General features: G+C 39.0%; 9 protein-coding genes and 2 pseudogenes. 7 read left to right on the top strand and 4 right to left on the bottom strand.

The features are described 5' to 3' along the window. Nucleotides 1-213: 213 nt before the first annotated feature. On the top strand, nt 214-2,184 hold the full coding sequence (locus MKZ05_RS14770; RefSeq protein WP_212045505.1) for a S9 family peptidase: 1,971 nt from the start codon (nt 214-216) through the stop codon (nt 2,182-2,184). Nucleotides 2,185-2,395: 211 nt separating this feature from the next. Here MKZ05_RS14770 and MKZ05_RS14765 read toward each other — a convergent pair. Continuing rightward, nucleotides 2,396-2,695, bottom strand: a pseudogene (locus MKZ05_RS14765) (NifU family protein). 121 nt (nt 2,696-2,816) lie between these two features. Here MKZ05_RS14765 and MKZ05_RS14760 point away from each other — a divergent pair. Both MKZ05_RS14760 and MKZ05_RS14755 read left to right on the top strand, forming a co-directional pair. Beyond that, the gene (locus MKZ05_RS14760) at nt 2,817-3,146 is read left to right on the top strand and encodes a YuzD family protein (protein ID WP_003212989.1); all 330 of its coding nucleotides are present in this window, start codon (nt 2,817-2,819) and stop codon (nt 3,144-3,146) included. Between the two features lie 100 nt (nt 3,147-3,246). Continuing rightward, nucleotides 3,247-3,477, top strand: coding sequence for a hypothetical protein (locus MKZ05_RS14755; RefSeq protein WP_003213664.1), 231 nt, complete (start codon nt 3,247-3,249; stop codon nt 3,475-3,477). A gap of 50 nt (nt 3,478-3,527) precedes the next feature. On the opposite strand, the gene MKZ05_RS14750 is transcribed toward MKZ05_RS14755, so the two are convergent. Further along, nucleotides 3,528-4,595: an NAD(P)/FAD-dependent oxidoreductase gene (locus MKZ05_RS14750; protein WP_212045504.1), complete on the bottom strand. Its 1,068-nt coding sequence runs from the start codon at nt 4,593-4,595 to the stop codon at nt 3,528-3,530. A gap of 255 nt (nt 4,596-4,850) precedes the next feature. Here MKZ05_RS14750 and MKZ05_RS14745 point away from each other — a divergent pair, with 255 nt between their 5' ends. The 3 genes from MKZ05_RS14745 (at nt 4,851) to erpA (ending at nt 6,648) form a co-directional block, all read left to right on the top strand. Beyond that, on the top strand, nt 4,851-5,087 hold the full coding sequence (locus MKZ05_RS14745; RefSeq protein ID WP_003213414.1) for a YuzB family protein: 237 nt from the start codon (nt 4,851-4,853) through the stop codon (nt 5,085-5,087). Nucleotides 5,088-5,357: 270 nt separating this feature from the next. Further along, nucleotides 5,358-6,212, top strand: a complete 855-nt coding sequence (gene dapF, locus MKZ05_RS14740) for a diaminopimelate epimerase (RefSeq protein WP_041091838.1) — start codon at nt 5,358-5,360, stop codon at nt 6,210-6,212. A 73-nt stretch (nt 6,213-6,285) separates the two neighbouring features. Next, entirely contained in the window at nt 6,286-6,648 is a 363-nt protein-coding gene (gene erpA, locus MKZ05_RS14735; RefSeq protein ID WP_017358921.1) for an iron-sulfur cluster insertion protein ErpA, read from the top strand. A gap of 389 nt (nt 6,649-7,037) precedes the next feature. On the opposite strand, the pseudogene MKZ05_RS14730 reads toward erpA, so the two are convergent. Beyond that, nucleotides 7,038-8,170: pseudogene (locus MKZ05_RS14730) on the bottom strand (IS3 family transposase). A 508-nt stretch (nt 8,171-8,678) separates the two neighbouring features. Here MKZ05_RS14730 and MKZ05_RS14725 point away from each other — a divergent pair. Beyond that, nucleotides 8,679-11,300 (top strand): ATP-binding protein, encoded by a 2,622-nt coding sequence (locus MKZ05_RS14725; protein WP_212045503.1) that lies wholly within the window; start codon nt 8,679-8,681, stop codon nt 11,298-11,300. 595 nt (nt 11,301-11,895) lie between these two features. Here the strand turns inward: MKZ05_RS14725 and MKZ05_RS14720 are convergent. Continuing rightward, nucleotides 11,896-12,312, bottom strand: coding sequence for a hypothetical protein (locus MKZ05_RS14720; protein ID WP_212045502.1), 417 nt, complete (start codon nt 12,310-12,312; stop codon nt 11,896-11,898). Between the last annotated feature and the right edge of the window lie 166 nt (nt 12,313-12,478).

The following is a 12,478-nucleotide window of genomic DNA, read 5'->3' as shown; positions in this document are numbered from 1 at the left end:
GTACTCGTCCTTCCTAGACTGCAAAGGTTCTCTATCACGCTGAAAAGAAGAAAAAGAGCTAAAATAAAGATCATTTTAGCCCTTTTTCAATAACCTGAGAACGTGCTGTAAAAATGCACGTTCTTTTTTTATTCTTGTTTTTATAAAATGAAGCAGGGATTATTATTTAGAGGATCGAACTATTTTTTATGCATAAAAGGAGGAGATACATTCATGAAGAAATTGATGACAGCAGAAGATTTAACGAAGATTGTTTCTGTTTCTCATCCGGTTTATTCACCAGATGGAAAAAAGGCGGTTTTTACAAAGGTCACGGTGAATGACAAAAAGGACGATTACAACATCCATTTATGGGTTCGAGATGAAGAGACAGAGGAGCTGTCACAATGGACATTTGAGGATGGAAAGCATCATCAGCCAGTGTGGTCAAAAGACAGCAGGCAGCTTGCGTTTATTTTGCAAAAGCCAAAGGAAGCTCCCCAGCTTGCACTGATTCAGAGCGAGGGAGGCGGTGTGCGTACCTTAACGTCGATTCCATACGGAGTATCTCATCCTGTCTTTTCACCAAATGGAACTTTCATTTATGCGGCTGTGTCACTGAAACAAACAGAGTCTATACATGATGAAAAGAAGGAAGAGCGAGATGAGTTCGCTCCTGCGGTATATGATGATTTGACCTATAAAGCAGATGGCAGAGGTTTTTTAGATGGGCGTTTTACGCAGATCATTCAAGTGGATGTTCATTCAGGAGAGATCGAGGCAGTTACGAGCGGACAGCATCATCATGTGAATCACACGCTCTCTCCGTGCGGGAAATGGCTTGCCTATATTCAATCAAATCCTCAGAAACCTTACATAAGTGATGTATGCCTCCAATCATTAGAGGACGGTACGACAAAGAAAATTACACAATCTGCTGGCGCTTATTCCGCCGTGTCTTTTGCTCCTAATGGAGAAAGCCTCGTGTATATCGGACATGAGCGAGAATTTCAAAATGCTACGTTCCCAGCATTATGGCTGTATGATCTGAAGGAGGGAAACGGCGTTCAGCTGTCAGAAATGCTCGATATGTATGTGGGCAACTGTATGGCAGGGGATAGTGTTATGGGCGAAGCCAATCAGTTTCCGCAGTGGACAAAGGATAGCCAAGGGTTTTATGCGCTTGTTTCTGATCAAGGCAGTACAGGGATTTATTATTTCTCTGTTGAAGGCTTAGCCTATCCTGTTCGATTAGAGGCAGAGCATATCACAAACTTCAGCCTTCATCCGAATGAATCCAAAATGCTGCTGAGCCGGCTGTCACCCGTTTCTCCAAGTGAGCTGTATGAGCTGACATTAGGGGAGGCGGATCTAAAGCGAATCACGTTCGAGCATGATGAATTCCTCAAGGAGCATGTCCTATCGGTACCAGAGCCATTTTCGTTTCAGTCAAAAGAAGGCGACGAGGTGCATGGCTGGTTTATGAAGCCATCCCAATTGGAAGAGGGGAAGACTTATCCGCTTATTTTAGAAATTCATGGCGGGCCGCATGCCATGTATGGTTATACGTATTTTCATGAATTTCAAATGCTTGCCGCGGAAGGCTATGCCATCGTATATATCAATCCTCATGGCAGTCATGGATACGGACAAATGTTTACCGACCGTGTGAGAGGGAGTTATGGTGACGTTGATTATGAGGATGTCATGCAGGCTGTTGATCATGTGCTGAAAGCCTATGATTTCCTTGATGAAACAAGACTTGGAGTGACAGGCGGCAGCTATGGCGGTTTTATGACCAACTGGATTGTCGGACAGACCGACCGTTTTCGCGCAGCCGTCACACAGCGGTCCATTTCAAACTGGATTAGCTTTTATGGCATCAGTGATATCGGTTATTATTTCACAAGGTGGCAGATGGATGGGAATATTTATGATTCAGTCGATAAGCTATGGGATCGTTCGCCGCTCAAGTATGTGAAGCAGGTAAATACGCCGCTTCTCATCCTACACAGCGACGAAGACTATCGCTGCCCAGTCGATCAAGCAGAACAGCTTTTTGTAGCACTGAAGGAGCTTGGGAAAGACACAAGGCTCGTCAAATTCCCGAAAGCATCTCATGATTTATCCAGAAGCGGCCATCCGGGGCAGCGTATTCAAAGACTGACCTTTATAAAGGATTGGTTTAGAGAGAAGCTAAGCTAATAATAAAAAAACGACCCAAATCGGGTCGTTTCAGCGTGATGACAAACCCTCGCATTCCGTGTCAGTCCTGCGTGCTTGTGCTCACGAATATCAATTCGCTCCGCGCCAGTACTCGTCCTTCCTAGAATTCAAGGGTTTTCATATCACGCTGAAAAAGGCTAATACTGAAAAAAACGACCCAAATTCGGGTCGTTTTCATGTCATATATGAATTAGAAAACCTGTTCAACTTCTACAACGCCAGGCACTTCTTCTAATAATGCGCGCTCAATACCGGCTTTCAATGTAATGGTTGAACTTGGGCAGCTGCCGCATGCACCAAGAAGACGCAATTTGACAATGCCATCTTCAATGTCTACAAGCTCACAGTCTCCACCATCACGTAATAGAAATGGACGAAGTTTGTCTAGTACTTCCTGTACTTGGTCTTTCATTTCGACTTCAGTCATTAGATACAATCGCTCCTTTCACAACATATCACCATTATATTCATCTGGACGATAAAAATCTATTGATTGGTTTCAAAGTTTCCTTCTCATTATAGCACAATCTCATCTTGAAACAAAAAGTGATTTTGACTTTTTTCATACAGAAAATTCAGCTAAAATAAAGAAAGAATAGGGGGCTTGTCAAATGAATCAAACCGTCGATCTTTATGTATATGGAAGAGATGTACTTTGCGCTAGCTGCGTGAATCTGCCTTCATCAAAAGACACATTTGAGTGGTTAGATGCAGCGTTAAAACGAAAATATCCAAATCAGCCGTTTCGCATCACATATATTGATATTGAGCACCCACCAGAAAACGAACACCAAAAGGAATTGTCCGAACGAATTCTTGATGATGAATTCTTTTATCCGCTTGTCTTAGTGGAGGATCAAATTGTCGGAGAGGGCAATCCAAAATTAAAAGACATTTATCAAGAAATGGAGAAATACGGTTACACGGAGAGCAGTGAATAAACTGTTCTTTTTTTGAGAAAATAAACAGAACAAACGTTCCTTTCCGGGTTGAAAAAGAACGTTTGTTCGATTATAATGAAATGAAAGGAGCGTGAGCATCATGAATTATTTACTGAAACAATCTCTTCAACAGCAAATACCAATTGAGATGATTTATATGAAGAAAAACGGAGAGTGCACGAAGCGTAAAATCATTGTCCACCGTCAAACAGACCAGCTCATCCAAGCGTATTGTTTATCGAAAAAGACGATGAGAACGTTTCGTAAAGACTGCATCCTTGCCCTTGCTCCGATCAAATGGACCCGTTCATCGGCACATGCCGTTTCATAGAAAAAAGCTCCCTCGACGAGAGGGAGCTTTGAGATAAAATTCACATGATGTTAGCCATTGTGATGCTTATACATCCAAAGGAGTCCGGATTTTAGAAGTCTTGGTACACGGCCAATAAGTGGACGATCTGCTACTAAGCCAAAGCCGGCTTTTTTCCCTAAAGAGCCTAATACACCTTTTAGCTTAAACTGAGGATAAGCCTCAGGAAGCGGCTCGTTTTTCCAGCGTTTTTGCAGAGATTGGACAATTTGTTCTGCCTGCGCCTCGGCAAGCTGTGCACTTGGGGCATGCGGAAGACTTGCGCAATCACCCACGACATAGACGTGCTCATCTCCAGGGAGATTGTGATGAGGTGTTAATACGACGCGGCCTTGTACGTCCTTTTCAACATCCATCTCTCGTATCACTTTGCTTGGCTGAATGCCTGCTGTCCATACGATGACCTCTGCTTCAATGGCATCATCATGGTTGTAAACAACACCTTCTTCAACCTTCGTAATATTGGCACAGTTAATGATCTTTACGTCATTTTCTTCAAACCACTTTTGCACATATAAACTTAATCTTTTTGGGAAGCTTGATAGAATCAGCTCTCCGCGGTCAAAAAGAATAATGTTTAAATCAGCACGGCTTTCTCTTAATTCACTGGCTAGCTCTACCCCGCTAAGTCCAGCACCGACGATACCAACCGTTGCACCTGCACCCAAATTGTTTAATTTGTTATACGTATGTCTTGACTGATCAATGGTTTGAATGCTGTATGTATGTTCTTTCGCACCAGGGACATTATGATACTTGTCCTCACAGCCGAGTCCAATCACCGTGTCGTCATAAGGAATGGGTTCACGGTCGCTGAATAAGATCTGTTTGTTTTCAATATCAATTTTTTCTACTTCCCCATATTGAATATCCAGCTTCGGATGCTCTGGAAAAGATACTCGAATGTGATGATCAGAGATCGTTCCAGCAGCGAGTGCATAATATTCTGTTTTTAAACAGTGGTAAGGATTTCGATCAATTAATGTGATAGTAACATCATCAGGTAATTGATTTGGCAATAAGCGGTGGAGAACCCGCATATTCCCGTAACCTCCGCCGATCAAGACTAAATTTTTCATGACGATTCTCCTTTTCCCCGTAGACATTGAAAAACACTTATACTAAAAAACTTTAAGTTAAAATACCAAATAAAATTATATCGAATTTACTGTGAAACCACAATAATTGTTTCAAAATAACCTACATATTCATTAGTTAGTCCTAAATAGTAAAACATTTTACGAGGAATAGGCGTAACGATACAGGTGAAGCTCATGTTTTGACTAATAGAAGGAATTTCGGTAGGATGGTAAAGCAATGTGAGGTGAAGCAAAGTGTTCCCACTGATCGAATTTTGTGTAAGTAATCTTGCACAAGGGTCTCAAGAAGCAAAAGAGAAGCTTGATAAAGACCCAAACCTAGACGTTATGGAATACGGCTGTTTAAGCTACTGCGGCAAATGTATGGACTCCCCATTTGCACTCGTGAATGGAGAATTTGTTTCCGGAGAAAATGCAGAGCAGCTAGTTGAGCGTATTTATGCTTTTATAGAGGAAAATGAGATGTTTTAAATGCACCACATGGGTCATGAGGTGCATTTTTTTCATATTTTAAATTTCCATTTTTAAGGAGAATGAATAGAAAGCGCATCCAATATGTTATGCTAATAAAATATCATTAAAATGAAGCATCACACGAGAGAAAATGAGGCATATGCATAATAAAAGCCCCTTGCCATGGCAGCAAAGAGCTTTTATGTATGAAAAACGGGGGATGATAAGATTGTCTCCTGAATCGACTCCTTTTATACTATAAAGAAACAACATTTTTGGAGGACGCTCATGACATCATTTCAATTCACGAAAATGCACGGACTAGGAAACAATTATATATACGTCAATCAGATGAAGGAACAGCTTCCAGAAGAGCAGCTGTCAGAGATAGCAATTCAGGTTTCTTCTGTTTACACAGGAATCGGTTCAGACGGAATGATCCTCATTTGCCCATCAGATGTTGCGCCTGTGAAGATGCGCATTTTCAACAATGATGGATCAGAGGGGAAAAACTGCGGTAACGGTCTGCGTTGCGTTGCAAAATATGTATATGAGCATCAAATCGTAACAGACACAACGTTCCAGATTGAGACATTGTCAGGACTTGTTGAAGCGACCGTTCATGTGCAGGATGGTCACGTTCAGTTAGTGACAGTAGATATGGGTAAACCTCGTTTTGAAAAAGAAGCGATGCCAATGCTTGGTGAACCGGCCAGTACAACGATTAATGAACCGCTTGATTTTGGCACGACGACCTTAAATGGAACAGCTGTTTCAATGGGGAATCCCCATATCGTTTTCTATTTAGAAGACATTGAACAGGCGCCGCTCGATTCGCTTGGGCCAATTATTGAAAAGCATGACATGTTTCCAGAAGGCGTCAATGTAGAATTTGTGGAACGTGTCAGTGAAACGGAACTGCATTTCCGCGTGTGGGAAAGAGGATCAGGGATTACGCAAGCGTGCGGTACAGGAGCATGTGCTGCGGCTGTATCAACGATTGTCAATGGACATGCGAAAAAAGAAACGGATATGACCGTTCATCTAGCTGGCGGAGACCTCATCATTCGCTGGAAAGACAATGACCATGTGCTGATGACAGGACCTGCTGAAACAATTTGTGACGGCACATTCTATCTCTAAACCAATTATTTGAGAAAAGGCAACATCACGTTTATAATTGAAAAGAAACATCCAGTCAAAAGGAGGGATGATCGTGAGTACACCAGTAACGATTACAGAAGCTGCTGCATTGCAGATTAAAGATATGATGAAAGAACATGAAGAAGAAAATGCGTTCCTACGAGTGGGCGTAAAAGGCGGCGGCTGCAGCGGTCTTTCATACGGAATGGGTTTTGACCATGAAGTTTCTGAGAAAGACACGCAGTTCGAACAGCAGGGCATCAAGGTCCTTGTCGACTCCGAAAGCCTTGACATCATGAACGGCACCATCATTGATTTCAAACAATCACTAATGGGCGGCGGTTTCACGATTGACAATCCGAACGCGATTGCTTCATGCGGATGCGGTTCTTCGTTCAGAACAGCCACGAATACCGGTACGCCAGAAGAGTGTTGAAAAGTTTAAATGGGTGTTACTGGTTATGAATTACATTGGAATTTTGAGTGTACACAAGCCTTTAAATGATATTAAAGGCTTCAAGTAAAGCTGTACAGGGAAAGCTTGAAACATACTGTCTCGATCTACTAGAAATATATGTCGATTATAAAGAGAAAATTAGCTTTGGCATCACAAAAGAAAAAAATGGATTAGACTTTTCTATATACAACAGGAACTTGAGGATATTGTAGCAGGATATGTCTGAGACATAAGAGGTAGTCCTTCAGACTCTGTATATGTAGTGGATAACAGCTATTCGAATTGTATAACAGTAAGTGTTATTATAATAAAAAACACTTTGAAGGAGGGGACTGACCCCCGTTTTTGAGACAGGAATCAAAACACCTTTATACAGCCAATTGCCGATAGTTTATCGGTGATTGGTTGTTTAGTTTCGTTTGAATACGAATGTTGTTATAACAGTGCGTTCTACGATGGTGGTCGTAGTGCGATCAATCCTGTTAAGATAGAACGTTTCAGACTTTAGTGAGGAATGAAACGATTCGATGGAGGCATTATCAGCGGGCGTCCCTTTACGGGACATGCTCATGGTAATGCCTTTTATATGAACAGCTTTCTGATACTCGTAAGATGTATACACAGAACCTTGATCGCTATGTAACACGCAATTCTCAGGAAGTGCTGGGAGCTGATTAAGTGTGTTTAAGATAAAGTCTGTGTCCTGCTTATCACCAATTGTAAAAGCAATCACTTCTCCATTATATAAATCCAATATACTGGAAAGGTACAATTGTTTCTGTCCATAAGGCAAATACGTGATGTCCGTGACTAGTTTTTCAAGAGGGCGATCAGACTGAAAATTCCGATCCAGTATATTACCGGCTACGGCATAAGGCTGCCCATTCTTCTTACGCTTTTTCATTTTAACCCGGCATTGCCACTGGTTTTTCTGCATGATACGTTGAACAGTTTTATGGTTAATACGCATTCTCATTTTTAGTATGGCTGTGATTTTCCGATAACCATATCGATATTTGTGCTTTCGACACAACGTGCCGACCTGTTTCTCTAGTTGTCTTTTAGAATGAGTCTGAGTCAAATCCTTTTTCCATCTATAATACGAAGTACGTAAGATGCCTAAATGGACACAGATGTCCTGTACCGTCATCGTTTTGCACAATTCTTCTACCAGTTTGATTGACGTTTCCTTATCAACTTCCTTTCCAATTCGTTGTACTTTTTTAAAACTTCATTCTGTTGACTCAAATAGCGATTTTCTGCCTGTAGTCGCTCTAATTCAGAAGAGTACTCGGGACCCTTTCCATAGGTATATTGTTTTCTAACAGGTTGTTCGAACCTGTGTGTATCCCCAGTTTTATGCCATCTCACCCATGTCTGAACCTGCGTCTTATTCTTGATATTCAATTCCTGCATGATCTCTTTCATAGGTACGCCTGCCCAATCTCATTTCTACAGCCTTCTGTTTGACTTCAACCGGATAACTCACTCTTGTCCCCATAGAAAAAACACCTCCATGTTTTATTTCGGATCACAACGATCCGTTTTCAAACTTGAAGGTGTTTTTTATTTGTCTCATCTTAGGGGGTCAGTCCCGGATATTACTTCGATAGTGAAAGGTATACAATAGGAAGACTTATGTCTGACAGTTATGATCGATTATATAACCCCCACTCTGACAGATGGGAATGGATTAATATGAAACTGGTGTAAAGCTATACTATGGAAAAGGTATGAAATCAGTTAGCGTATCATTTCACAATAATGAATAGAACCAGTCTTGGTAAAAAGTGAGTTCAAAAAGGTAATACAACATTATTTTCGAATAAGCAGTGTTCTTTTATTTAATTTCCAATGATATATCAATAAGAAATCAGTTTTGATTAATTATGAAGGTGGTATGTAAAAAAAAAACTATAAAGGTTATAATTAGAATATATAAAACTAATATCTTGTATGAACTAATTTTCAGTTCAATAGATATATTACTTCTATACTGGAGGATTTATATGCAAACTATAAGTGATAGTAGCTTATGGAAAAGTTCCATAGGAGAGAAACAAATAGACCAATATGAAACTTTTAGAATGAATTTATTATCAGCTTACGAGAATTTTAGAAAAAATACTATGATACTGTCTGCTGAAATTGCAAGAGATTTACCTAATTTTACTGTTCATGATATTACACACATCGATGCCCTATGGGAAACAGCTTCGAAAATTGTTGGTGAAGGCTATGAATTAAATCCGATGGAGGCGTTTGTATTAGGTAGTGCAATCCTTCTTCATGATTTAGGGATGGCATCGGCTGCTTATGTAGATGATGTGAGCCAACTTTTTGAAGGGGAAGAATGGGAAGATATAGTTGAATATTCTTTAAGAGAGGAACTAGGAAGAATTCCAACACAAGAAGAGAGAGAAAATATTCCTAAAAATGTTCTTGATAATGCAAAGGCTACTCGCTTAAGAGAACTGCATGCAACGCATGCAGAAAATCTTGTGAGTGCAGTTTGGACTACTAAAGAGGGACAGAGCTACCGTCTGTTGGAAGATCAAGAATTATTAGCGCATTTTGGAGAATATATAGGTCTTTTAGCATCAAGTCATGGCTGGTCAATAGAAAAAATGGAAAATGTCTTAAACATAGAAATTGGTGCTCCACCATCCTATCCAGATAGTTGGTCTGTAGATATACTAAAGTTGGCATGTATACTCCGTGTGGCTGATGCTGCACATTTAGATAGTAGAAGGGCTCCAGCTTTTCTGAGAGCTTTAAGGAAACCTGAACATTATAGTGATATTCATTGGAAGTTTCAGGGGAAGTTATCAAGACCAACTTGTCAAGGTGACCAATTAGTTTTTACCTCTGTTCAAAGATTTAATGAAGATGAAATTGATGCTTGGTGGCTAGCATATGAAAATTTATCTATGGTAAATAACGAGCTAAAAAGTGTTGACAGGATATTAAAGGAAAAAAACAAACCGACTTTTATAATAAAAGGTGTAAAAGGAATAGAAAGCCCAACTAAATTATCAGAAGTGATTCGTGTAAATGGTTGGGAACCAGTAAGTGCTAGCCTGCATGTAAGTGATGTACCTCATTTAGTTAAACAACTAGGAGGTGAAGGTTTATATGGGAAAGATAGTACAATTCCTTTAAGGGAGCTTATTCAAAATGCAAGGGATGCTTTGCATGCAAGAAGAACAATTCAAAACCATGGGAAACTTTGGGGAAGTATCACAATAAAAGTTGGTGTTGAAAATAGTAATGATTTTATTGAGATAATAGATAGTGGTATAGGAATGTCACAGAATACTTTGTGTCAAAAACTTCTAGCTTTTGGTTCAAGCTATTGGGGAAGCTACTTAATGACAAAAGAACATCCAGGATTACTTACAAGTAATTTTGAATCAATTGGTAAATTTGGAATAGGTTTTTATTCTACTTTTATGTGGGGGGAAAGAGTAGTAGTAAAAACAAGGACCATATATGATGGACCTAGTGAAACTAAAATACTGGAATTTGGGATGGGGCTTAGTGGTCGCCCGATATTAAAAAAATGTAATGTGAGAGAGGGTTTACAGGACCCAGGGACAAGTATACGTATTTATTTAGAAAATAAAGAGGAATTACTTGATTCAATGTTAAAAATTTTAGATGCTTCTGATGAGATATTCAAGGTCAAATCGAACGAAAAGTTGGCATCAATTTGTAGAATGATAGCTCCTACATTAGACGTCGATTTATATATCCAGTATGAAAATCACCCAGTTCAAAAAATAATTGAAGCGGATGATTGGAAAAATATTAATCCTGTTGATTTCATCATAAGTTTATCAGGTTATCAAAAAAATAATTGTCCCGATGACATTAAAAGTTTAGCTGAAAAAAATTCGGTATTAGTAAAGCCAATATTTAATGAAGATGGTGTACAAGTAGGACGAGCAGGAATAAGCCCAACTAAAGAAATCGGGTACTATAATAGTGAGATTAGTGGATATCTAACATGCGGTGGTTTGTATGTTGAAAAGCTACGAGGAGTATTCGGCGTAGTGGTTGGTGAAGTAGATGGAGCCAGTAGAAGCAGAGGGGTTCCTGTTGCGTCTGAAAAAACAATTGCTACATGGGCAACCGAACAAGGTCGAATTATTCTTGAGTATTTTAATCACTTATCCCCAGAAGTGTTGAACAGTGTAGCGGATATCATTTATGCGTTAGGTGGTAATGGTGAAGGTTTTCCATTATGTTACACAAATCATGGTTGGCTGAATTATTCTCAAATAAAAGAACACGAATGGTCTGAAAAAATAGGTTTTACTTCCCGATATCAAATAGGCGAAATTTTAAATCTTAAATCCCTAGAGCCAAATGTTATAGCTACAAGCTTTGGGGGGAGAGATGTTATTTTTCAAAATTGGCGTCAAGTTAAAATTGATATTGGGAATTGGAATACAAGGCATAATGTGTTAAAGGCGCTTGCAGAGATATATGAACTGAATATAGATGAATTTTTTCACAATTATTATAATAATAATAAAGACAGAAAAAAACCCATGAAAATAGGAACAACTTCAGATGGTAGTAAGATTGAAATTAATGTTGAAATAATACAATTTACCAAAGATTAATTAAAGAACATCAACACGTTAGTTAAGGGACTCTAATGGGTCCCTTTCTTTGCTAGGGTCATGAGCAGTATAACCCCATAGTAGATTCAGTCGCACGTATCATAATTCTAACATATCGTGTATAAAAAATGCCGATAAATAGTTTGTTTATGTTCCTGAAGTTAAAGAGGAGATTTTAGTAAGAAATCAGGGTAATTTGACTTAGTTATTCGTTTATTCATTTTCTTAATCTAATTAAATATTAGTCCAATGATAATTGTAGCTAAAGAAGTTAAGTATAATAACAGTAGTATTGCTATTAATAGAATGAAAAAAAGGTAATATTAACTTTTTTAATTTCCTGCGAGCTTCCTAATAACCGGGAAACACAAGTTGAAACAACCCTCGGGCTCAATTATATGGCCAGTAAGGATGCAAAACTCATGATGGCGCAATTCATCAGAGAAAGAGAACTGCATTATCTCCTTACGATTTTTCTCATGTTAAGCTAGTAGATATTAATGAAAACAGTTTTTTTTCAGGAATAAAATTTACAAAAATAGAGAAATTATTACTGGCAGCTTAGAAAAAAAGACACTCATTCAGCGTCTCTTTCTCAAATTGCTTCTTCTATTTTCAATAGTTCTTTATCCAAGACATCCACCAACTCTTGGGTGCTAAACATATAGATCACCACTTCTTTATTGCCATCTTCCACATGGACTTCAATTTCAATTTTAATCTTTGCTGTTTTTTCATGGTACACCACTTCAAAAGTGCCCATTCTTTTTGTTTCATTGTTTTTATTCATTTTTTGAACGTTGGTGAGTATCTGTTTGATTTCTTGATCACTCAAACCAGAATCCAAAACCGAAGTGGATACACGCTTTAAAAAAGGTTCTAGCTGATCAACATCCATATTCAATCCGGCAGCGAATTGAGCATAATGTTTGTTATAGTCTTTTGCAAACACTTCAACTGAACCGCCAATCATCAGTAACAAGCTTAAACTAATCATGAAACGCTTTATCATCTTTCCACCTATCCTTCATTACGATCTTCTCATTCTTATATCGGTTGAACCAATCAAACCTTCATTGATTCCATTCCTTCTTAAACAATTTGTAAATCGCTCAATTTTGTTACAGCTTGTCCTCACAACTGGCTATTTCCACTCGAAAAGAGTATCATGAGAACCA

It is taken from the genome of Bacillus sp. FSL M8-0277, from assembly GCF_037975305.1.
GTDB lineage: Bacteria > Bacillota > Bacilli > Bacillales > Bacillaceae > Bacillus > Bacillus pumilus.
Note: the sequence above shows the minus strand (reverse complement) of the source record. Positions and strands in the feature narration are given on the sequence as shown.

Coding starts and splice junctions, on each gene's coding strand:
- MKZ05_RS14770 (WP_212045505.1), top strand. CDS start 214: ATGAAGAAATTGATGACAGCAGAAGATTTAACGAAGATTGTTTCTGTT.
- MKZ05_RS14760 (WP_003212989.1), top strand. CDS start 2,817: ATGAATCAAACCGTCGATCTTTATGTATATGGAAGAGATGTACTTTGC.
- MKZ05_RS14755 (WP_003213664.1), top strand. CDS start 3,247: ATGAATTATTTACTGAAACAATCTCTTCAACAGCAAATACCAATTGAG.
- MKZ05_RS14750 (WP_212045504.1), bottom strand. CDS start 4,595: ATGAAAAATTTAGTCTTGATCGGCGGAGGTTACGGGAATATGCGGGTT.
- dapF (WP_041091838.1), top strand. CDS start 5,358: ATGACATCATTTCAATTCACGAAAATGCACGGACTAGGAAACAATTAT.
- MKZ05_RS14725 (WP_212045503.1), top strand. CDS start 8,679: ATGCAAACTATAAGTGATAGTAGCTTATGGAAAAGTTCCATAGGAGAG.
- MKZ05_RS14720 (WP_212045502.1), bottom strand. CDS start 12,312: ATGATAAAGCGTTTCATGATTAGTTTAAGCTTGTTACTGATGATTGGC.